This window comes from Elusimicrobiota bacterium (genome assembly GCA_028718185.1).
In the GTDB taxonomy this organism is placed as follows: Bacteria; Elusimicrobiota; UBA8919; order UBA8919; family UBA8919; genus JAQUMH01.
In genome coordinates this window covers 58,670-84,276 of the sequence record JAQUMH010000009.1, presented here as the reverse complement: position 1 = coordinate 84,276, position 25,607 = coordinate 58,670, and the positions used below count along the sequence as shown (strand labels likewise).

Below are 25,607 nucleotides of genomic sequence, written 5' to 3'. Positions count from 1 at the left end.
TAGGGTTATAGGGTTTAAACTCTATAACTCTAAAACACTAAAACTCTTTGCACTCAACGACTCAACGACACTATTACACAGTTTAGTCCAATGATGTAGTTGCTTAATGAAATTTCTCAGAAACAATCTTATTTATTGAGATTGCTTCTTTTGTTTATAAAAAAATCTTGATTTTTGGAAGGGAAAACATTATAATCTGTTTAGTCGTTGAAAAAACATATGAAAAATGCTATAAAAATTACTTCTGTAGAAAAACCTGAAATATCAAAAGAAAAAAGTAAACATTATTTATTTAACCGCTCTCCGCTTCTACCTAATCCTTTCGCAAAACTTCCACTTGGCAGTATTAAACCAAAAGGGTGGCTGAAACACCAGCTTGACCTGATGATAAATGGAATGACCGGCCGTTTGTCAGAATTAAGTGATTTTTTAAAATCAGATAACGGTTGGTTTGGCGGTAATAAAGAAGGTTGGGAGGAACAACCTTACTGGTTACGCGGGTTTTATGATTTAGCCGTATTGACCGGAGATAAACGTCTGTTTTCTGAAGCAAAAAAATGGATTGATGCTGTAATTGCAAGTCAAGATGAAGACGGATATTTTGGTGCAAAATATCATAAGTGTATTATTGGTAAGAATGGACAAAAAATATGTGATCTTTGGCCCCACATGGTTATGCTGGATGCGATTAGAAGCCATTATGAACACACGTCCGATTCAAGAGTTATTCCAATGATGACCCACTTTTTTAAATTCTGTAAGAATTTACCCGATGACCAATTTATTCCGGCTAACACTGATGGATTTACATGGTATGTATCTGTTCAGATATTGCGTGCAGGCGATATGCTTCCGCATATATACTGGCTTTATAATCATACAGGCGAGGAATGGCTGTTAGACCTTGCAACGAGATTTTACCGACAAATAGAACCACCAACAGACGAGTGGTTAGAACATCATGTCGTTCATTTTACCCAGCGATTTCGCTATTCAGGTAATTATTATGTTCAGTCAAAATATCCCTATCATTTGGCACAGACCGATTACTGGTATGACCAGCATATGGGAACATGGGGACAACAACCGAGAGGTATTTTTGGCGCTGATGAAAAAATCCGGCATGGTTATACAGACCCGCGCCAGGCATTTGAAACCTGTGCGATGGTTGAATTTAATAAAAGCTTTTATATCCTTGGAAGAATCACGGGTGAAGCGAAATACGCCGACAGGTGCGAAGATATTACACTTAATCACTTTCCTGCTTCTCAAACTAAAGACCTGAAAGCTTTACATTACCTGACTGCTTCAAATCAACCTCAATTGGATAAATATGAAAAACACGATTATACCAACAAAGTACGTATGATTACTTATTCTCCAGACAACAGATATCGCTGTTGCCAGCATAATGTGGCAATGGGATGGCCCTGGTATGTACAAAACTTATGGCAGGCGACTTCTGACAGTGGTCTTGCAGCCTGGCTTTATGCGTCCAATGAAGTTACGGCTAAGGTCGGTGAAAATGGGACAAAAGTAATATTTAATGTTGAAACAGATTATCCTTTTGATGGTGCAGTAAAAATGGTATTTAAAAGTTCAAAGCCAGTATCTTTTCCGCTATATCTTCGCATACCCGGGTGGTGCCACAAATTCAAAGTTAATATAAATAATCGTCCTTTGAAAGTTACATCTAAACCCGGAACTTATTTACGTGTTGAACGGACGTGGAAAAATGGTGACGTAGTTTCATTAAAAATGCTAATGGAAACCTCACTTACTACATGGCCGCGAACCGGAAGTATAACGGTAAATCATGGTCCGCTTAGTTATTCGCTGAAAATTGAAGAACGATGGCAGAAATGCGGTGGAACGAAAAAATGGCCGGAATGGGAAGTATTACCCGTAACACCATGGAATTATGGTTTGGTTGTTGACACAAATAATCCTTCAGCAGATTTACATATCATTAAAAAGAAAAAAATTCCTAATCAACCATGGACAATTGAAAATAGCCCTATTGAAATCAAAGCAAATGGTAAAATAATATCTGACTGGGGTTTGAAAAATGAGACGGTACAAAGCCTTCAACCGGGTCCCATCAAATCAGATAAACCAAAAGAAAAAATAACTCTTATTCCTTTAGGATGTGCCCGCCTACGAATATCCTGTTTCCCTGTTATTGGCGAAGGACCCTGCGCCCGCGACTGGAAAAAATGAGTTTAGCCGGTCACAATCTGCAAAAGTCTCTTATAACAGAATCTGACGAATCAGCTTTATGTCAAGTAGGACTCAAATTCGATGTTTTACAAGAAAACGGTGTTTCTGCGAAAAGATGTGCTTTTTTGAAAGTGACCTGGAGGCATGTTGAAATACTTCTGAAATAGTTCTGAAAAGAGGTGTACATTATTAAACCCTACCTTAGTGGAAATATCTTTTAGCGGTAAAGTTGAAGTTAAAATCATATCTTTAGCGATTTCAAGACGAATATTTCTTAAATCGTCCATTGGAGTTCGTCCTGTAAGTTTTTTATATTTCTTTAAGAAATAATGTTTTTTAATGCGGGCATAATTTGCCAAGTTTTCCAGTGTTAGTGACTTGTTGAAATTATGCAGCATAAAGTTTTTTATTTTCTTGATAAGATGGTGTTCTTTTTCGGATTCGGAAATTTTTGCTAATTCAACACGTATAACTTCAAAAATTTTATCTTGCATTAAACGTTTATAGGGGTAACTTGACTGGTCTTGTTTACATGCCCATTTAGCCAAATAAGTAATATTCCCGTTTGTATCATGAGTTAAAACAGGGAAATTAATTTTTCTTTTTTCTTCCCAGGAGATACAGATAACTTCAACTCGCTTTCCGCGATAGGAATGTTCTTTGTGGGGTACGCCTTCGTTATAAAATAAGATATCACCATAACTCGCACGAACAGTTTTCCCTAATATATTAACAAGCAAAGGACCCTTAAGAACAATTACGAGTTCGTGAAAAAAATGATAATGTCCGTTCTTTCCCCAGATAGGACTTGGACCGACATACGATATATCAATTAAATTAATTGGTTTTTTATTTTCTGAGGAGTTTTTTGTTTTCATAGTAAAAGTGTGGCAATTATTTAGGCATTACTTTTTCATTTATTGAAAGCATTATATAAAAAATCAAAAAATTGTCAAGATTTCGTACCGAATCATCTAAAATGCAACAAAGGTAAGTTTGTATATATTAGCTTAATGTTTTTTTTTATCTTCTGAGGAGTTTTTTATTTTAATAGTATAATTTTACGTAAAAATATCGTACATAGGGCATCATTGTTTTCATTTTTACCGAGGATGAAATGGTTGTCTTATAAAAATATCAATAGCGATTTTGTGTAAATAAAAGTTCTTGACAAAAAATCAGCAATAGGTTATATATGTAGTGAAGCACAACTTATGACAACTAATTGCAATCTAAGGCAACTAATTAGCAAGCTTAAACAAAACTGAAGGTTAATAACACATAAAATAGTTAAACAGGAGGAAAAAGAATCACATGTTGTTTTACCCCGCTTAATGCGGGATTGTGTTCTCGCTCGGTCCAGTAGGTCCGAGCTCCGAGCACTAATCCGAAAAGGCTGCTCCTGCGAAAGCGGGATGAGTTCGCAAAACCAAGGGCTAAGATAGATAGAGCCAACACAGGTTACCGATAAACGCCAAACCACAAGCGGTTTACACGCTTGTAGCTATCAAGCCAGCAAGGTTATCGAAAACAAAAAAGTTGATTAGAGAATTAGCGAATTAGTTAATTAGGTTGAAAAAACTTAATTAAGTATTTATCTAGTTTTTTAAGAAACTTTTTTTTATTTGAAATAAAAGTTAGTAAATTGTAGAAATTTAACAACAAATTGCAATCAATTTCAATAAGTTTCAATAAATTTCAGCAAATGGAGGTAATATGCGCAAGATGTTAAATGCAGTAATGTTGATAGTAATGGTTATAGGTACTATATGTACGGGTAAAGTAGATGCCGATGTCGGTACTTCAGCTATGGAGTTTTTAAAAGTAGGAATAGGTGCAAAGCAGGAAGGTATGGGTGGTGCACAGGTAGCAGTAGCCGAAGATGTAAATAGTGTGTATTGGAACCCTGCTGGGTTAGGTTCAGTAAGTGCTACCGAACTATCATTTATGCATTTATCACTTTTTGAAGGAATAAGTTATGAGTATTTGGCAGTAGGACATCCGATTAATGAAAGTTCAACAATAGGCTTACAAATAATGTATGTAAGTTATGGCAGTATGGATAAGACATTAGAAGATGCCAATGGTGGTTATGATGCTGTTGGTAGTGTAGGTAGTTTTAACGCAAAAGACATGGGTGGAGCAATAAGTTATGGCAAACAGATAGATGAAACAATAAATGTAGGCGGTAGTTTGAAGATGGTAAGCCAGAAGATAGATAGTGACAGTGCATCAGGGTTTGGATTAGATTTTGGAGTAGAATATGTTCCTGTAAAAGGCGGGTTACAATTAGGGTTAGCAGTCCAGAACTTAGGCGGGAAAGTAGGCAGTGACAGTTTGCCCGGCAATATAAAAGCGGGATTAGGCAAGAAGCTATCAGCATTTGAAGGTGAGAACAATTTGACGGTAGCAGCAGATGTAAATTATGGATTAGACAGTGCAATTACAAAAGAGAATATAGGTTTAGAATTATTAATAGCAGAGATGATAGCAATTCGAGCAGGCTACAAGCTCGGATATGACGAAGAGACATACACATTAGGCGGCGGGTTTAAGATAACCGGTGAAAGCTCAACATTCAATATAGATTATGCATTTGTCCCGACAAAAGATTTAGGAGACACACACAGGATATCGCTTGGTATAAGGTTCGGGGCAAAAGAATAAAAACAGAGGTGTTTGGTACTTAGTTAAAAGTAGCTGCAGAGTCCCGCATAACAAATATGCGGGATAAACTCCGCTCTGCTTCTGTAAAGAAAATAATTAGTGGATTAGTGAATTAGAGAATTGAAAGATTAAAAGATTGATAAATTAATATAATTTGATAATATGATAACATTAGAACATAATAACATAAGAGCTGGTGTAAATGGAGGTAAAAATATGGGTAAGATTATCAGATGGTGTATGATGGTTGCAGTAGTAATGACGGGTTTCGCAGCAGTATTGCAGGCAGCACCGGGCAGCGGTATAGCACCCGGAGATATATTTAAAGAAGTATATGTATGGACAACGCCACCATCTAGAAATTGTGCTAATATGTTCTATAGGGTAACCGACCCCGGAGCAACATATGCACCGATAGCTGGTAGTTGTAATGACCCTATAGATTTTCTTCCAAATTACGTGCAGACTTTTACTTCTGTTGATTTAACCAATGCTACAGGCGCAGAAGTAGTAGTAGAAATGTGGGGCGGTCATATTGGTACTAGCGGCAAAAAATTCAAAGTAAATAATAATGCATGGATAAATATACCGGAAAACACAGACGTATCAAGTCCCGAGTGTTATCTTAATGTTAGATATCCTGCAGTTGCTATACCGCTTAGCCAACTGCTACCCGGAAGTAACACTATAGAATTTACAGCCGGACCACAGACATGTAACAGTATGGGCTGGGGTCAATGGGCATATTATGGTTTAAAGTTAAGAGTATACTATGATGCTAATAAAACCCATCCGACTGGCAGTATAACCTCCCCGACGGCCAGTTCAACAATAAACGATAATCCTACAATTTCAGCTAATGTAAATACTTATTCCGGAGGAATAAACCGGGTGGATTTTATAGGCTATTATGATGATTTTGACGAAAATGGCGATGGCATATATACGCAATGGCATTACAGGTATTTAGTCCGTAACGGAGCGATGGCGGGTCACATAGGAACAGATACATCAGCACCATATTCAGTTACCTGGGATACAACATGGGTTCCTGACCAGGCGGCATCATCAATGAAGTTTATGGCAGTAATAGTAGGCAGTGATAATATGTGTTATGCAACACCCGAAATAGCAGGTGTAAGTCTTTCACGTACAACCATTTCTGTTAAGATGTATAAACCATCCAATGTCCCAACAGGTTTTTCTGTGGTAGCCGGTACTAGTCCTAATTATAAAATCTGCAATATTGCTATTCCGTCAAGCCCATTAACGGTTACCGGTGCAAGAATATCAGTTGTTAACTGGAATGGCGCGGAAGGCGGTATCACACAGTCAGTAACATTAGCAGGAACGCAGATTTGTACTACTTTTCCTAACGGAACAGATCATGATTATGGTTTTAGTAATATAACAGTCCCGACAAGTCTTATAACAGTAGGAACTAAGGAGTTTAGGTTAACTGCTCAAGGTATTGTCAATTGGACCCACGGACCCGAAGTAACCTGGCCCGGACCTGTCTTATTTGTACAATATAACACCGGTGGGATGCAAACAGTAGCAGACCCGTCAATAAATCCTAACGGCGGGACATATAGCAGTGCCCAGACAGTACAGATAACCTGTGCAACCGCTGGAGCAATAATAAGATATACAACAGATGGCAGTGACCCGACAAATGGAACAGTATATTCTTCTCCTTTAACAATATCTCAGGATACTACGTTAAAAGCGATAGCAACTAAAACAGGTATGTTAAACAGTAATGTGGTAACATCAGCGGCATTTACAATAACAGCACCTCCACAAGGTGACCCTTTATACTATGTGCCGGTAAATGTGGCAGTCGGTAATTATACAAGGTCTGATAAACCGGTCGAAGTCGCAGTTAATTTTACTCAATATCTTACCGCTCTTAGTGTAAGCGGTAGTTTGAATGACCAATCTTTAAGGGTGAGAGAGACCGACAGTACCGGTAATACAGTAATAAATGACAGTGTTGTATTTCAGTTTGACAAAGACGCTACATATAATGCAGCGAGCAATGCGATAGGTACAGTTACATTTATGATGAGTGGTACAACGAATGCAAGTGCAACTAGATATTTCAGGATATTTTTTGATATAGACCCGTCTATCACAAAAGTAAATTTTACAAAACAGGTAACATTGACAGATAACGTGATGGATGAGAATCAGGCAAGTTACAAGTTTGATACAGCGAATGCAACCTACTATTATCATAAGGTAGGTGCAGGTTTTTCCAGTATGGTAGACAGCCAGAACAACGACTGGATTAGTTATAGTTTGGCAACCGGCGGGGCAGGTGAATACCGCGGAATACCAAATATGGCATACGAACAAAATCCGACAGATACCGTAAAATGTTATTTTCATCCCGGGTTTGATGGTTCAGCAAACAACAAAGGCGCATCAACGAGTAATATAATAAGTCAGGGACCATTGAAAGTCCGGATAAGTTCAGTAAGCAGCGATAATAAATGGAAATGTTATTGGGATGTATTCCCTAAATATGCAAGAATGACATTATATGAAAGAGACCCTAACAGGGGATATTGGTTCTTGTATGAAGGTACACCCGGAGGTTCATTAGATACTGCTTCTGATTATATTGTAAAATCTGACAATACGCGTATGAATATATCTGCAACCAGTCCTAATAATGACGAGTTGCCGGACCCTGAGTGGGTATATTTTGCAGATGGAAGTATAAATAGAAGTTTGTATCTTGTTAATCATAAGAACCCTGATGGCTTAACCGATTCATATTACACATATCCGCCAATGACAGTGTTTGGTTTTGGCAGGGGTTCAGGTTTGGTAGGACAACTAAATTATACACCTGCGTATTTCACAATAGGTTTTGCCGACAGCCGTGATTATGCAACCACCAAAGACACAATAGAATCTGCGTGGCGAGATTTGACTACTACTTTAGGAACACCCGGTAGTAGTGGTGGACCTACAAAAGTAGCAACACCGCAATTTAGTTTGCCGGCAGGTACTTACTCAGGACCTCAATTAAACGTAATATCCTGTGGAACCGGTGGAGCTACAATAAAATATACAACAGATGGTAGTGACCCATTGACAAGCTTAACAGCGACTTCCGGCAATTCTCCGCAGGTAGCTACAATATCTGCTTCAGGTACGTTAAGAGTCGCTGCGGTTAAATCAGGTTTAGAGAACAGTTACGAGAATTCAGCAGCATATATAATATCTGCAGCATCTACACCAACCGGATTTACAAAATATTCAAGTAAAGACGGGTATATACCTTTGCCCGGCACAGGTGAATATACAGCAAGTCTTGTGTTAGATATAGATAATGATGGGATAGACGAACCAGTTGTTATGGAGAGAAAAGCAGGACCTGCAATTGTATGGTATAAGAAGAATGGTAATAACTGGGACAAACATGTTATTGAATCAGGAATTTATCCTATAGAAGCAGGCGGTACCTTTGCGGATATAGATAATGACGGTGACTTAGATATTTTCTTTACAGGTGACTGGACTTCTAATCAGGCATGGTGGTGGGAAAACCCGGGACCACAAAATGTTCTTACTGCAACCAGTTGGAAATGTCACTTGGTAAAAAGTGGAGATTATAACTATCAGCATGATTCTGCTTTTGGGGATTTTGACGGTGATGGTAAATTAGAGTTGGCTTGGTTTGGCCGGCAAGAAGGTTCATCAGGTACAAGCAAATTATATTTAGCCAAAGTACCAGCAGATGCAAAAACCCGCACTACAGCTTGGCCATATGACACTATTGCGACAAAAACAAACATAACAGATGGCAAATACTGGGAAGGTATGGTGGCAGCCGATATTGATTTAGATGGAAAAGTAGATATCGTTGGTGGTGGCGGTTGGTGGAAGTATGTAAGTGGAATACAATATACACGAAGTGATATAGATACAGCAGAAAGTGCCGTGAGGGGCCGGGTAGCAGTAGGACAGTTAAAGAAAGGCGGTAGACCTGAGGTAGTTTTTGGAGCTGGAGATTTCACGGGTTTTCTTGCATGGTACGAATGGAATGGAGGGACATCAGGAACACCTTCTGACTGGACAAAACACACGTTAGATACCAATGTAAAATATGGACATAGTGTAAGAGTGGGAGATTTAGACACTGATGGTGATATTGATATTTTCTTTGCTGAGATATTTACTTCAGGATTGAATGACGCCACGGCTACGGGCAGGATGTTAATATATAAAAATGACGGTGCTGCTAATCCTGGTTTTACAGAAACTTTATCATTAGGAACAGGACTGAATAACCACGAATCAAGATTAGGCGATTTTAATGGTGACGGCAGGCTTGATATTTTCCAGAAGAGTTATGCAGACCAGGGTAAACCTGCCGGTGAGAGCGAGATAGCAGTTTGGCTACAGACAGGTGGCGGAAAGAAAGGACTTACCAATTGGACATATAAAGAAGTAGACACAACCAGAGCAGGGTACGGTAGCTGGTATAGGTGGTTTGGAATTGCTGCTGCAGATATGAATAATGACGGGTATAAGGATATAGTTTCGGGAAAGTACTTCTACAAAAACCCTGCTGGTGATATGACCGGAAACTGGACAAGAACAATATTCCCGGTAAATGTGGATGCCAGTTTGGTTACCGATGTAGATAGCGATGCAAATGCCGATGTAATAGCTTTTGGACTTAATTCTAGTTTTACTCCTAATCCCGGTGTATACTGGTTAGAAAAAACCGGGGCAGGAGACACGACAGGCGATTGGACGGCTATACGGGTTGTACCAAATACCAAAATACCTCCAACCCTTCATTCACAATCGCAGGGAATGAAAATGGCACAAATAATTCCCGGTGGCAGAGAAGAGATAGTTATTGCTGCCGGTGATCCTGCTAATCCTGGAACAGTGAAAGGAAGAGTGTATTACATACAGATACCATTGGTCAATCCTCAAACCCCCGATAGTTGGCAAGTTACTGAAATAAGCAATAGTAATAATACACAAGGAATATCAGTAGGAGATATAGATGGGGACGGAGATATAGATGTTGCAGGAGTGAAGTCGGATAATCAGACAGTGGTGTGGTGGGAAAACCCCTATCCGGCAACAAATGGTAACTGGATAGAACACACAATAGGCAACGCATCCCCACTTTCTACAATTTCTGGCTCTGATGGAGCTGACAGAGTAGAGCTGGCAGATTTAAACGGTGATGGCCGGCTTGATTTAGTAATGACAGATGAAGTCTGGGATGGTTCAAACCCCAATAGAGAAACAAGTCGTACATATTGGTTTACCTGTCCGGCAGACCCGAAGACAGCAACTAACTGGGGAAATTCAAATGAGATAGTAAAGCAGGCATCAACCAACTCGCTGGGTGTTGCCGATTTGGATTTTGATGGAGATATAGATGTAGTAACCGGCGAAGTTTACGGTAACAAAGAGATATCAATATGGGAAAACAACGGAACCGGAAGTTTTACTAAGAATTTATTGTTAACAAAGGAAACTCACAACTCTGCATATCTATCTGACTTAGATGGTGATGGAGACCTTGATATGGTAAATATTACATGGGTAGCTAATTTTACCTCTGATGGTTCTACCGGTGGTTTAATGTATATCTTACGTAATGACAATCCTTTTGGTGGTGGCGGCGATAATAATCCTGCACCGGTGGTAGTAATATCAAATCCTACACCTAATCAGGAATTTGAGTACAATTCAAATATAATAATAAATGCAACAGCGTATGATGATGTTTCTGTTTCAAAAGTAGATTTTTACAATGGCAATACTTTACTTGGAACAGACAACACTTCGCCGTATAGTTACACGTGGAATAGTGTTAAAACTGGTAATTATACTATAAGGGTGGTAGCGACCGATAATCTTAATAAAACCGGTAGTACACAAGTCAGCATTAAAGTCAAAAGTTCAGGTTCGCTTATTCCTGTAGGCAAATGGGATATGGAAGGCACATCAGGTAGTTCAACAGCAACAGATACATCCGGCAATAATAATAATGGTACATTAACTAATATGGACACCAGCACTTGCTGGGTTGCCGGTAAAGTAGGTACCGGGTTAAAATTTGACGGAACTAATGATTATGTCAGCGTTCCTAATTCAACATCGTTAGATATAAATGGTGACCAGTTAACATTGATAACCTGGGTTAGGATAGACAGTATAGCTGCAAGTAATGGATATCAAGTCTTTATAGCGAAACCCGCAGCAGACGGCACACATAATGACCCGTATTATTCATATTCCCTGCATGGGGATTGGATTAGCAGCAATCCTACAGTATTAACACCGCGTTTTGCTCTAAATATCGGGGGTTCTCTTAAATTATTATCTGCCAGTCAGAACTTGACCGCCGGTAGTAACTGGTATCACGTGGCTGCTGTATATAACGGCGCTACAATGAAGATATATGTAGACGGCGTTGAAAGAGGTAGTACTGCACAAACCGGTAATATAACAGCATCCGGTGCTGCATTAAGGTTAGGAGTTAATGGCGCAAATCAAGAACCTTTAAACGGTGCCATGGATGGTGTTAAGATATATGATGTAGCACTTACAGTAGATGAGATATTAGCGGATATGAATTTAACTTCTCAACCACCGACAATAAGCATAAGCACAATAGCGATAACGAACGGTACTAATGCGCCGGCGACAGTCCGAATAGACGCTACAGCATCAGACAGTGATGGAACAGTAAGCAAAGTGGAATTTTACAATGGCATCACCCTGCTTGGTGAAGACACAAGTTCGCCGTATAGTTACACATGGAACAGTGTTGGTGCAGGAACGTATAGTATAACTGCGAAAGCAACTGATAATAGTAATGCAACAACGACAACAGCATCGCAAATAATAGTAATAACCGCAGGTTCTGTTTCACAACAGCAGGCATACCCGGGTGGGGTGGCTTGGTCAATAGGAACAGGAACGACAACTATACAGATGGAAGATTACGATATGGTAACAAGTGGTACTGGAGAGGGTGAGGCATATAGTGATACAACGGTGGGTAACAGCGGTAATGAATACAGAACAGATGATGTAGATGTGAGAGCATGCTCTGATACAGGTGCCGGATACCAGGTTGGTTGGGCGAAACCCGGTGAATGGCTGGAATACAGCATAAATGTGAATCAAGGCGGTGAATATAAAGTAATATTAAGGACAGCTAACGGACTTATGGATACTGCCGGTCCGATACACCTTGAATTTGGTACACATAATTTATCACCATATAGTACAACACCGTCCATAGGTGTGCCGCCGACAGGTGGTTTTGATACTTGGGCTGATGTAGAAATCTCATCTTCGGTAACGCTTACCGCAGGCAACCAGATAATGAAGTTAGTTATGGAAAACAGCACAGCGGAATGGTGTGGTGATTTTAACTACATAAAATTAGTAAGAATAAGTGCAGAGACACCTAACACAGTAGCAACACCGACAATTAGTCCAAGCGCAGGAACATATTCAGATTTTGTTACTGTAACACTCGGCTGTGCAACCAACGGAGCAACGATAAGATATACGACAGATGGAATAACAGACCCAACATCATCGTCAATATTATATTCGGCACCATTCACGTTAACTGCGAGTGCGACAGTCCGAGCCCGTGCATTCAAAGCAGCAATGACCGACAGTTCAGTAAATAGCGTGGCATATACAATAACAGGCACTTCACCTCAGCATGCATATCATGTTGATGGTTCAGCATTGCCATGGCAGATAGGAATAGGAACATCAACTATAGAGGTGGAAAATTATGATACAGTAACAACAGGTTTGGCTGAAGGAGAGACATATAATGATACAACACCAGGCAACAGTGGCGGAGCATACAGGACAACTGAAGCAGTGGATATAGAGATTTGCGGTGATACCGGTGGTGGGTACGATGTAGGATGGACGCTACCAACCGAATGGTTGGAATATAGTGTAAGTGTGAGTGAGACTGCTGAATACAAGATAATACTAAGAGCAGCCAACGGACTTGCAAGTGCCGGAAATCCAATACACATTGAGTTTGGAACACACAATTTAACTCCATATATTCTAACACCATCTGTAAGTGTACCAGTGACAGGTGGTTTTCAGGTATGGACTGATATAGAAGTATCATCAAATGTGTCACTTACCTCCGGCAGCCAGATAATGAAATTAGTAATGGATTCCGGCAGTGCAGATTGGAACGGTAATTTTAATTACATTAAGATAATAAGACTAAGTGCTGATATAACACCACCGGTAGTAAGTGTTGTAACACCATCGAATATATCCGGCAGTGGAATAGTAATAAGATGGACCACGAATGAGCCATCTACCAGTAAAGTAGAATATGGTTTAACAACAAGTTATGGTAATTCAACACCTGTAACAGATTCCGGTGGAGTATATAACCACAGTGTTACACTCAGCGGGCTTACCGAAAATACATTATATCATTACCGGATAGTGTCGACAGATATGAATGGTAACCCTACTACGACCGGAGATTACAGTTTTACAACAACAGCAAATGATACTAAGGCACCGGTAATAAGCAATGTTGTAGCCGGTGTATCGCAGAATACTGCAGTAATAACGTGGAATACAGATGAGGCGTCCGATTCGCAGGTAGCATATGGACTTACAACATCGCTGGGCAGTACAACGACGTTAGATACCGCAAAGTATATGCTACACAGTGTTACTATTACCGGATTACAGAAAGGTAAAATATATTATTATAAGGTTTATAGCAAAGATGCAACCGGTAACCTTGCAACATCATCGCAGTATAGTTTCAAGACATATAACTTAAAGCACAAGATATATACTTATTACTACGATGACGGGACAACTGCAACCAAGACAGGAGCATCTGCAGCTGCGAGTTTGAAGTTCAAAGTTCAGGTATATAACGTAGATGAGAACAGTATTGCGACCGATTACACAGGAACAGTAACACTTACAACCAAGAACAGTAAGAGTAGTGTTCTGGATACAACAGATTCAACATTGACCGGGGCAGATTCCGGCGAGAAGGAAGTTTCAATACCGTTCCGTAGTGATATAAATACGGTAGAGCTAACAGGCGATACAACAGCGCCGATCGTGATAAGTTTCAATGATATGTATATCTCTAAGTTAGTAGGCTACCAGGGTGGAACAATACGGGGTGCTAACGGACTGAAGATATTAATACCTACGGGAGTCTTATCTACGAACAAGTATCTTGCGTCAATAAAGACGAGTGCGGTACCTGCAGTGAAGAACTCAATAAAATATGTAAACACAGTTAATCCGATATGTTATAATTTTGGCGAGTTAACATTTGGTGAAAGTGCGCCGAAATTGGAGGACCAGGTATTTACAAGAGCAGTTAATATAACTATACCATGGACAGCATCGGATATAGGAACGTTAAATGAGGATGGACTTAGAATCTACTACTGGACCGGGACAGATTGGGAATTGGTTACAGGAATTCAGACAGTAGACAAAACAAACAATACAGTAACTGCAACAGTCAAACATTTTTCAACATACCGTATATTGGGTAGTTATTTATCTGCTGATATGAACAATGTCCGAGTCTATCCTAACCCCTACAATCCTACTACAGCGGTTTTGGGAAAGTTAAAGGTAATGAACCTGCCTGTAAACAGCGTGATGAAGTTGTATAACGTATCCGGAGGATTAGTTAGAGAATTGAAAGAGATAGATTTTGGCAATCTTGGCTGGATAGAGTGGGATGGTAAGAATGCCGATGGCGACAAAGTAGGCAGAGGAGTATATGTATATCAGATAGAAGACAGTGCTGGTAACAAGAAGACCGGGAAAATAGGATTAGTGAAATAAGAGAAGCGTCATAGAGTTATAGTGTTATGGGGTTATAGGGTTTAAACTCTAAAACTCTATAAACGCTATAACTCTACAACGAGGAGGTAGTTTAAGATGAGAAACTGGTTAATTGCAGGATTAGTGTTAGGTATATGTTTAACATGTGTTGGACAGGTTGAGGCGAAAAAGAAAGTTATCACGAAAAAAAATAAAGAAGAAAAAACTGCTGCTAAAAAGAAAGGTTCAGTAGCAGATATAAAGATTGAAGCAGAAGATTTTGATAAGGGGGGAGAAGGAGTTGGATATCACGACAAAGAAGCAAGGAATTATGGGGAACAATATCGTCTTGATGAAGGAGTAGATATAGAAAATTGCAGTGAAGGCGGTTATGATGTCGGCTGGGTTTTGCCAGGTGAATGGTTGAAATATACAATAGATGTAAAGACCGCGGGAACATACACGGTAGAAGTGCGGGTATCGTGTGGTGGTAAAGGCGGTAACTTCCACGTAGAGCTCGATGATGCAGATAAGACAGGTCCTATGACAGTTCCTGACACGGGTGATTTTCAGAAATGGCAAACAGTAACAAAGACAGGAATTAATTTAAGTGAAGGAAAACATACAATGAAGTTGGCAATGGATACTGCTGGCGCTGAGTGGGTAGGTAATTTTAACTACATAAATCTTAAATTTGAAAGTGAGCAAGGTAGCCCTGCAACAGAAAAACCGATTGTTACAGAACCTTAGTTTGCTAATTAACAAAAGATGTCATTGCAATGTGAAGCCGAAGCAATCTCGATAAATCGCGAGGCTTCGGCTTCTGTGTATAGTCGCATCGCCTTGCGATGCCAATATCTTAGAGTTAAAATGTTTTTTTGCGGAAATGTCCTGGTGGTATTCCGAAATGTTTTGTGAACACTTCTGAAAAGTGATACACATTAACAAAACCCACCTCAGTTGAAATAGTTTTTAATGGCAAATCTGTTGTAAATATCATATTTTTAGCAGTTTCAATGCGGATGATTCTTAAGTCATCCATTGGCGTTCGTCTTGTAAGTTTTTTATATGTTATTAAAAAATAATTTTTACTCATACCAACATATTCAGCCAAACTTTCCAGAGTTAAGTGTTCTTTTAAGTGATCTATCATAAAACTTCTTACTTTACTAATAACAGGATGTTCTTCTTTAGATTTAGAAATTTCTATTAATTCAGCCAATATCACTTCAAAAATATTCTTTTTCAATAAGTTTCTGTGAAAAGAAATTGGTTGACTTTTTTGATATAACCACTGGGCTAAAAACCTGATTTTTTGGTTTATGTCGTGAGTTAAAACAGGAACCTCTAACTTTCCTTTTTCTTTCCATAGCAAAAAAATAAATTCAGGTGGATTACTACTATCAGGACGGTCGTTGTGACTTACTCCTGCGGGATAAAACAGTATATCACCGGTATTTGCACAAATGTTTTTCTTCAATATTCTAACATTTATTGAACCATTAAGAATAACTAACATTTCATTATATGAATGGTAATGATTATCTCCTCCCCAGTCAGAGGCTGGAGCAACATATCCTGCATAAAACAACTTATTAGTTTTACTTATTTTCAAACCAAACTTTTTATCATGCTCTATTTTCATAGTGTGATTTTTGATAAAAAAATAGTGATTTTGGCAATTGACAGTTTTTACTTTGTACGTTATACTTTAGTTAGAAAGGACAAGAAGAAACACAAATACTATACAGATAAAATTTAAATTTGTCAATAGCAATTACTAATAAAAAAGATCTATATCCAATGCAGTTGTTTTACCCCGCATACTGCGGGATTGTGTTCCCACGTTAATAACGGGATTATGTGCTCATCCGTTTCGGTTGAGCCGGATTCCGCGCATTAACTCGCTCGGTGCAGTAGCTCCGAGCTCCGGGCACTAATCCGAAAAGGCTACTCAAGGGAAACCTTGATGAGTTCGCAAAACCCAGGGCTAAGATAGTGAAAGCCAACAGGTTGCCGACAAACAACAAACCACAAGCGGTTTACACGCTTGTGGCTATCAAGCCAGCAAGGTTATCGAAAACAAAAGAAGTTGTTAGAAACCAGTTGATTAGTTAATTGGTTAATTAGTTGATTAAGGGTAAACCCTAATTCTCTAATTTACTAATTCTCTAATTAACTACTTCTAATAAGCTTCTTTTTTTTATTCACGGAGGTCGGAGCTACTGCACCGACCGAGTAAATAATCCCGATAACAAATTCCATTATAAATAAGAATCGGGATCATCAACATCAAATTACTGAATTCTTATTGCTGTTTGCTGAATCCTGAATCCTGTTGGTCGGAGGTAATTATGTTTAAGATGTTAAGTGCAGTAATGTTGTCAGTAATGTTTACTTGTGTAACATGTATCAGCAATGCAGAAGCCGGAGTAGGCAGTTCAACAATGCAGTTTTTGAAGTTAGGAGTAGGCGCCAAGCAAGAAGGCATGGGTGGCGCGCAGGCAGCAGTAGCAGAAGATGTTAATAGCGTGTATTGGAATCCCGCAGGGTTAGGTTCGGTCAGTGCGACCGAACTTTCATTTATGCATTTATCACATTTTGAAGGAATAAGTTACGAATATTTAGCAATAGGACATCCCATAAGTGAAGATTCAACAATAGGGCTGCAGATAATGTACCTTAATTATGGTAGTATACGCAAGACATTAGAAGATGTCTATGGAGCATATGATACGGCAGGCAGCTTAGGCAATTATAGTGCGAAGGATATGGGTGGTGCGATAAGTTACGGCAAACAGGTAGATGAAACAATAAACATAGGTGGTAGTTTGAAGATGGTAAGTCAAAAAATAGACACAGACAGTGCATCAGGTTTTGGCTTGGATTTAGGTGCAGAATATGTTCCTGTAAAAGGCGGGATACAATTAGGCCTTGCAGTCCAGAACATTGGCGGCAAAGTAGGCAGCGACAGTTTGCCCGGTAATATAAAAGCCGGTTTAGGCAAAAAGCTATCTGTATTTGAAAGCGAGAATAATTTAACGATAGCAGCCGATATTAATTATGGATTAGACACAGATAGTATGAGAGAGAACATTGGGATGGAATTATTGATAGCAGAGATGTTAAGTATCCGCGCAGGTTATAAGATAGGTTATGATGAAGAGAGTTACACATTAGGAGGCGGGTTTAAAATAGCCGGTGAAAGTTCGTCATTTGATATGGATTATGCGTTTATACCTACAAAAGATTTAGGCGACACTCACAGAATATCATTAGGTATAAGGTTTGGGGCAAAAGAATAAAGATAGTCTGAAGTCTTTAGTCCTTAGTCAAAAGTAGCGGCAGAGCAAAGCTCTGCTTCTGTAAAGAGAAGGATTAGAGAATTAGTGATAATTTGTAGTTGCAGAGATTGCTCTGCTTAAGTTATGCAGATTGAGACTGAAATTGAAGATTAAAAAATAAAAAAATAAATGATAAAATATAACTTAAAATTAAATCCAGAAGATTATAAGGTTAATAGTGATATTAAGATTGAGAGAGAAGTGTTCGATATCCGAAGTCATTCTGACCACATTCACTTCGTTCAGTGTAAACTTCGGGAAGAATCTCAAAGACAAGATGCTTCTCGCCAGAGTTCGGCGTAGTCTGACGACACTATCGTTCAGCATGACGACAGATAAGCAATGTCCGAAGTCAGGAACATAATAACGATTTTAAAGGGAACAGGGGGAATATGTTATGAACAAAATTTATGTTTTTTGTAAACAAATTTTGCAAATTTTGATTACATTATTTCTGGTAGGAGCAAGGCGACTTGTTATCGGGTTAACAAATAAGATTGACAAAATATCAGAAGTGTGTTATATAAATAGTATAATGAAAAAAACAATATTATTATCTACTATTCTATTAATTTGTAATCCATATTTGCATTCAGCTGAACCATATGGTCTTGATGCAATGTCACAGTTTGAAAGATTACCGTATTTAAGGTTGGATACATTTGCTGCCGGAGATTCCAGTTATGATAGAAGCGGTGAAAATGCAGATTCTTCTAACTGGTTATATACTGAAAATAATGAACGGGTAATTTTGGATTTAAAAGGTCCCGGTGTATTATATCGTATGTGGTTTACTGGATTCAAATCTGATGCAACTATAAAGATATATTTGGATGGTGATACTACCCCTGTTAAAGATACGCTACTTAATAATGTGTTTACTGGTAATACACCTCCATTTTTATCCCCTTTAGTCGCAAGTGATACTGTATCACCTGGTGGTTTTTGTAGTTACTTGCCTATCCCTTTTAATAAATCAATTAAAATTAAAACCAATGGATCGCCAAATTTTAATTGGCTATCTTTTTATTATAATTTTGGATATCAATTGTTTCCTGCAGGTACACCAGTTACAACTTGGACAGGAAACGAAGACAGTTCGTCTGTAAGGACTATATGGAATAATGTTGGGAGTGATCCTAAAAATGATACAGGTAATATTCCTGCTACTGGAACAACAAGCATACCTGCGAATGGAACTCAAACTCTCTTGGATACAGCTGGTCCTCGTAGTATCTCATCAATAAGAATAAAAATTCCGAATTTGACAAAGGATATTTTAAACAACTTATATTTGAAAATATATTGGGACAATGAAATTGAACCCAGTGTTAATGCACCGTTAGGAACGTTTTTTGCATTAGGAACGTGTCCCACATTGAATTTTGAACCTTATCCCACACGTTCACTACCTCTCGGAAAAGATGCAAATGAATATATGTATTGTTACTTTCCTATGCCTTTTGAAAGTAATGCTAAAATTGAATTGGTTAGTCAATATTCTTTTGCTGTTAATAATGTGTCTTACGAGATTAAACACAAGCCGTTTATAGACGATTTTTCTAAAGTAGGATATTTTAAAACACAGAGTAAATATGGTTCTAACGTAAGTGGTTGTTCTAATGATCGCGATTTTGTGTTTTTGGATGTTGAAGGTTCCGGTCATATGGTTGGTGTTGTACAGACCTTTAAGGTTACTTCTCTTACTACTACCCCTTTTGATAGAAATTCATTTTTAGAATATTTAGAAGGAGATGAAAGAATATATGTTGACGTCAGTTCAAGTCCGGTAATACAGGGAACAGGTACTGAAGATTTTTATAATGCCGGGTTCTATTATAGTGATGGAGGTACAGGAGATGGCACTAAATTTACTTTACCGACACATGGAATGACCGCGTGGCAAAAATATCCTAATGTGGCAAATTCTCAATACCGTTTTTTTATTAGTGATTTAATTCCGTTCAGAAAACATATTAGGTTTGGTATGCAATGTGGCTCTTGCAGCAAAGGAGGTCAAGAATGGACACTTGTATATTATTATCATAAGCCTGATGTTAAGATGGTTCTAACTGATACTGTAGATATTGGTAATCTTGCAAGTGAAGCAAACCATGGATATGTAATAACAAATCAAACTGCGCTTTCCACAATAACTTCAGCTTATTCCGGTGACTTTGATAAAGTAAATATTACTGACTCAGGCAGGTCACATAAGGGATATAGTCAATTTAATGTAGTAATTAATCCTACCAATTCAGGAGTAATATTGCATAGGACTTTAGACTATGGTACAACGAACCAGACAGCAGATATATATGTAGACAATGGAAAGGTTGGAACATGGTATATAGCTGGAAGTAATGATAATATAGATAATAAAACTAGAAATAATACAAAAAAATGGAGAGACTCAGATTTTCTTATACCGCTGTCAAGTTATATAAACGGCAAGAGTCAGATACAAGTGAAAATACAATGGGTACAAGATCCAGTATTTCCAAATAGTGCATGGACAGAGTATAAATATCAAGTTTATTCTCTCAATTTCTCTCAATCTCAACCACCGCCCGATACAATCCCACCCACAGATATAAACACATTAGCAAGTGGTGTTGCAACCAGTAACAGTGTAGTGTTAAATTGGACATCAGTAGGTGATGATGGAAATATAGGCACAGCAAGTGTGTATGATATCCGATATGCAAATGTAAATATAACTGATAGTAATTGGGCAACAGCAACACAATGCAGTGGAGAGCCTACTCCATTAGTAGCAGGTAATAATCAGAGTTACACCGTCAATGGTTTAAGTGCAGGGATAACCTATTATTTTGCGATGAAGGTCCGAGATGAAGTGCCCACCAACTGGTCAGGACTATCCAATGTAGTAAGTAAAGCAACAAATGCCCCTGACACCACACCGCCCATAGATATAAATACGTTAGCGGCAGGAAATGTAACCAGTAACAGTATAGCATTAAGTTGGACATCAGTAGGCGATGATGGGAACACAGGCACAGCGAGTGAGTATGATATTAGGTATTCTGCAATAAGTATAGATAGTAGTAATTGGGATAGCGCGACACAATGCAATAATGAACCAATACCCCAGATAGCAGGAACAAATCAGACCTACACAGTGCAAGGGTTAAATGCAAGCACTATATATTATTTTGCGATGAAGGTCCGGGATGAAGTGCCTAACTGGTCAGGAATATCCAATATAGCAAACAAAGCAACAAGTGCAGCCATAAATATTATCAGCAATCCTGGTTTTGAATCAGGCACATCGTCTTGGATATATTATGATGGTGGAGGAGGCTCGTTTTCTACAACATCACCAGGATATACAGGAACTAATGCTGCCAAATGCACCATAATCGCAGCCAATGGAAATATTCAGTTATCTCAAGTTGGTATTGTTCTTGAACCTAACACACACTATCGTTTGACATTTTCAGCATATTCAACTACAGGGCATGATGTTATGGTGAACCTTGTTCAGAATGTTTCACCATATACCAATTATGGATTAAGTTACATATCTAACCTTGGCACTACATGGCAGACATTTATCACAGAATTCAACACAACCGGATTTACAAGTGAAGTTAGCGACGGACGTTTACAGTTCTGGTTAGCACCGTATGCAACTGCAGGAGATATTTATTACATAGATGATGTGCGACTTGAAATAGTTCCGGCTTCCGATACGGTTCCACCGATAATAAGTATCACATCGCCTGCAAATAGCACAACAGTAGCGGTCTCGCTATTAACAGTAAGTGGCGCAGCATCCGACAACGTAGGATTAAGCAAAGTAGATTTGAAGTTGGAAGCAGGTGGAACATACACAACAGTTAGTGGATTAGAGACATGGAGCGGGAGTGTTACATTAGTTGCAAATGGTTCTAATACAGTATATGCCAGAGCGACCGACACATCAGGAAATGAGAAAGAGACAACAATAACAGTAACCTACAATCCACCCGACACGATAGCACCCTCAGATATAACTACATTAACGAGCGGTGTAGCAACCAGTAACAGTATAGCATTAAATTGGACAACAGTGGGCGATGATGGAATTATAGGCACAGCAAGTGAATATGATATCCGTTATGCGACTTTTAATATAACAAGTAGTAACTGGGATTTTGTAAGTGTAACAAAATGCAGTAATGAGCCAGCCCCCCAGCCATCTAGAACAATACAGAGTTGGACGGTCCAGAGTTTAAGTGCAGGAATAACCTATTATTTTGCAATGAAGGTAGGTGATGAAGTACCTAACTGGTCAGGAATATCCAATGTAGTAAGTAAAGCAACAACCGCCCCCGATACAACAGAACCATCAACAATAAATACATTAGCGACAGGTGTTGCAACCAGTAACAGTGTAGTATTAAATTGGACATCAGTAGGTGATGATGGAAATATAGGCACAGCAAGTGTGTATGATATCCGATATGCGACATATAGTATAACAAGTAACAACTGGGATTGGGTAAGTGTGACCCAATGCAGTGGTGTGCCCACTCCGTTGGTATCCGGAAATAATCAGAGTTATACAGTCCAGGGTTTAAGTGCAGGAATAATCTATTATTTTGCAATGAAGGTAGGTGATGAAGTGCCTAATTGGTCAGGAATATCCAATGTTGTAAGCGGACAGACAAATACCCAAGGTAATATAGCAATAGGGAAAATAGTATCAACATCATCAGTAGAAGGAGCAGGGTATGAAGCAACAAAAGCGATAGATGGTAATCCGGCAACCCGGTGGTCATCACAATTTAGTGACCCGCAATGGATAAAAATAGATTTAGCAGATACATATAATATAACTCAGGTAGTTCTAAAGTGGCAAGACGCATATGGTAAGGACTACCAGATACAAGTATCAAGTAACAATATAAATTGGACAACAATATACACAAAGACAAATGGAACCGGCGGAATAGAGACCCTTGGACTAAATGGTAGTGGCAGATATATCCGTATGTATGGAACAGCGCGAGGAACAAGTTGGGGATATTCGTTATATGAGTTTGAAGTATACGGGACAAGTGGGACAACACCTACAAAGAGTATAACAATAACCTACCCGAATGGCAGTGAAAATTTAATAGCCGGCAGTCAGCAGACAGTAACATGGACAAGTGCAGGTGGTGTAGGGAATGTCCTGATACAGATATCATTAGACGGTGGAACAAATTGGAACACGCTAATTCCCAGTACAGCGAATGATGGTAGTGAAGTGGTAACCCTGCCAAGTAGCGCAAGTAGTAATTGTTTAATAAGATTATTAGAGATAAGCGGAGGAACTACTGATACTTCAAATTCTAATTTTGCAATAACAGTAACAGGTCAGATGTCATTTGGAAACAATGGGAATCCGTGGAAAATAGGGGTAGTAATATCAACGATAGAAGCAGAGAACTATGATACAGGCGGTCAGGGTGAAGCATACAATGATACAACACCTACCAACATCCCAAATAAATACAGGACAAATGAAGGTGTAGATATAGAGGAATGCACTGATATCGGTGGTGGTTACGATGTAGGATACGTAGTACCAACCGAATGGTTAGAATACAGTATAAATGTGAATGAGACCGCAGAGTACCAGATAATAATGAGAGGAGCTATAGATGGTATAGCAAGTCCGTTCCATCTTGAATTCGGTTCGCACGGTGGAACCGCATATCGGACAACCCCATTAGTGAGCATACCTAATACCGGTGGATGGCAGACATGGACAGATGTAGAAGTTTCATCCAATGTGGTACTTACCGCAGGCAATCAGATAATGAAGTTAGTCCTGGACACTGGAGCAGGAGAGTATAATGGCAATTTCAATTATATTAAAATAATAAGATTAAGTGCCGATACTACACCGCCAGTAGTAAGTGTAGCAACAACAACAAACATAAGTGGTAATAGAGCGATAATAACATGGACGACAAATGAATTAGCGAATAGTAAAGTAGAGTATGGATTAACAACAGGTTATGGAAGTGCAACACCGGTGACGGATACTGGTGGAGTATATAGTCACAGTGTGCCATTAACAGGTCTTGCGGAGAATACATTGTATCATTACAGGATAGTGTCTGTAGATATGAATGGCAATACAACAACGACTGGTGATTATAGTTTTACAACAACTAAAAATGATATTGATGCTCCGGTAATAACCAATGTCCGAGCCAGTGTAACACAAAACAGTGCTGTGATAACATGGAATACCGATGAGAACTCGGACACCCAGGTAGGATATGGAACTACAACGGCGTTAGGCACAACAACAACATTAGATTCAACACCAGCCAGACTACACAGTGTTTCCATTACCGGGTTACAGAAAAACAAGACCTATTATTACAAGGTCTACAGCAAAGATGCATCTGATAACCTTGCGACATCATCACAATATAGTTTTAAGATTTTAAGTAACATAAAGCACAGGATATATACTTATTACTACGATGATGGGACAACAACAACTAAGATAGGAGCTTCAGCATCTGTGAGTTTAAAGTTCAAGCTGCAGGTATATAATTTAGATGAGGGTAGTTTAGTGACGGATTATACCGGTACTGTAACGCTTACAACGAAGAACAGCAAGGGTAGTGTCTTGGATACAACAGATTCAACATTGACCGAAGCAGATTCTGGTGAGAAAGATGTTTCAATCCCGTTCCGCAGCGATATAAATACAGTAGAACTAACAGGCGACGTAACAGCGCCGGTAGTGATAAATTTCAATGATATGTATATAGCGAAGTTAATAGGATATCAGGGTGGTTCAATACGTGGCGCCAACGGGTTAAGAATACTGATACCTACAGGTGTATTATCAGTAAATAAGTATTTAGCGTCAATAAAGACGAGCGCAGCACCTGCAGTCCAAAACACAATGAGGTATGTTAACACAGTAAATCCGATATGTTATGATTTTGGTGAGTTGACATTTAACAATAATGCACCGGTATTGAGCAACCAGACATTCATAAGAGCACTAAACATAACGATACCATATACAGCAGTGGATATAGGGACATTAGATGAAGATGGACTCAGGATATATTACTGGACTGGGACAGATTGGGATTTGGTGACAGGAGTTCAGATAGTAGATAAAACAAACAATACAGTAACCGCAACCGTCACACATTTTTCAACATACCGGATATTGGGCAGTTATGTAACTGCTGACATGAGCAATGTCCGGGTATATCCGAATCCATATAATCCAACGACAGCAGTTCTATGTAAGTTAAAAGTGACAAACCTGCCAATGAACAGCGTAATGAAGTTGTATACTGTGACAGGTGAGAAAATCAGAGAGTTGAAGGAGATAGATTTTGGTAACCTTGGCTGGCTCGAGTGGGATGGCAAGAATGATGATGGTGATAAAGTAGGCAGAGCTGTATATATATACCAGATAGAAGACACTGCCGGTAATAAGAAGACCGGGAAAATTGGACTAATTAAATGAGTAGG

General features: G+C 38.9%; 8 protein-coding genes. 6 read left to right on the top strand and 2 right to left on the bottom strand.

Going from position 1 to position 25,607, the window contains the following annotated elements:
• Positions 1–219: 219 nt before the first annotated feature.
• Positions 220–2,220, top strand: coding sequence for a glycoside hydrolase family 127 protein (locus PHE88_10335; GenBank protein ID MDD5688215.1), 2,001 nt, complete (start codon positions 220–222; stop codon positions 2,218–2,220).
• Positions 2,221–2,306: 86 nt separating this feature from the next.
• Here PHE88_10335 and PHE88_10330 read toward each other — a convergent pair whose 3' ends face one another.
• On the bottom strand, positions 2,307–3,098 hold the full coding sequence (locus PHE88_10330) for an AraC family transcriptional regulator (GenBank protein MDD5688214.1): 792 nt from the start codon (positions 3,096–3,098) through the stop codon (positions 2,307–2,309).
• A gap of 838 nt (positions 3,099–3,936) precedes the next feature.
• Between PHE88_10330 and PHE88_10325 the strand changes: the two genes are divergently transcribed.
• The 3 genes from PHE88_10325 to PHE88_10315 all read left to right on the top strand — a co-directional run bounded on the left by PHE88_10325 (position 3,937) and on the right by PHE88_10315 (position 15,504).
• A complete protein-coding gene (locus PHE88_10325; protein ID MDD5688213.1) occupies positions 3,937–4,887 on the top strand; it encodes a PorV/PorQ family protein in 951 nt (316 codons plus the stop codon).
• Positions 4,888–5,103: 216 nt separating this feature from the next.
• Complete coding sequence (locus tag PHE88_10320; GenBank protein ID MDD5688212.1) at positions 5,104–14,775, top strand: FG-GAP-like repeat-containing protein; 9,672 nt, start codon at positions 5,104–5,106, stop codon at positions 14,773–14,775.
• A 96-nt stretch (positions 14,776–14,871) separates the two neighbouring features.
• Positions 14,872–15,504, top strand: coding sequence for a carbohydrate-binding protein (locus PHE88_10315; protein ID MDD5688211.1), 633 nt, complete (start codon positions 14,872–14,874; stop codon positions 15,502–15,504).
• A 115-nt stretch (positions 15,505–15,619) separates the two neighbouring features.
• Here PHE88_10315 and PHE88_10310 read toward each other — a convergent pair whose 3' ends face one another.
• Positions 15,620–16,399, bottom strand: a complete 780-nt coding sequence (locus PHE88_10310; GenBank protein MDD5688210.1) for an AraC family transcriptional regulator — start codon at positions 16,397–16,399, stop codon at positions 15,620–15,622.
• Positions 16,400–17,108: 709 nt separating this feature from the next.
• Between PHE88_10310 and PHE88_10305 the strand changes: the two genes are divergently transcribed.
• Positions 17,109–18,059 (top strand): PorV/PorQ family protein, encoded by a 951-nt coding sequence (locus PHE88_10305; GenBank protein MDD5688209.1) that lies wholly within the window; start codon positions 17,109–17,111, stop codon positions 18,057–18,059.
• 436 nt (positions 18,060–18,495) lie between these two features.
• Complete coding sequence (locus tag PHE88_10300) at positions 18,496–25,602, top strand: DUF2961 domain-containing protein (protein MDD5688208.1); 7,107 nt, start codon at positions 18,496–18,498, stop codon at positions 25,600–25,602.
• The last annotated feature ends 5 nt before the right edge of the window (positions 25,603–25,607 follow it).

Bases quoted from the DNA above. Each gene is read 5' to 3' on its own strand.
- PHE88_10335 (MDD5688215.1), top strand. From the start codon at position 220: ATGAAAAATGCTATAAAAATTACTTCTGTAGAAAAACCTGAAATATCA.
- PHE88_10330 (MDD5688214.1), bottom strand. From the start codon at position 3,098: ATGAAAACAAAAAACTCCTCAGAAAATAAAAAACCAATTAATTTAATT.
- PHE88_10325 (MDD5688213.1), top strand. From the start codon at position 3,937: ATGCGCAAGATGTTAAATGCAGTAATGTTGATAGTAATGGTTATAGGT.
- PHE88_10320 (MDD5688212.1), top strand. From the start codon at position 5,104: ATGGGTAAGATTATCAGATGGTGTATGATGGTTGCAGTAGTAATGACG.
- PHE88_10315 (MDD5688211.1), top strand. From the start codon at position 14,872: ATGAGAAACTGGTTAATTGCAGGATTAGTGTTAGGTATATGTTTAACA.
- PHE88_10310 (MDD5688210.1), bottom strand. From the start codon at position 16,399: ATGAAAATAGAGCATGATAAAAAGTTTGGTTTGAAAATAAGTAAAACT.
- PHE88_10305 (MDD5688209.1), top strand. From the start codon at position 17,109: ATGTTTAAGATGTTAAGTGCAGTAATGTTGTCAGTAATGTTTACTTGT.
- PHE88_10300 (MDD5688208.1), top strand. From the start codon at position 18,496: ATGAACAAAATTTATGTTTTTTGTAAACAAATTTTGCAAATTTTGATT.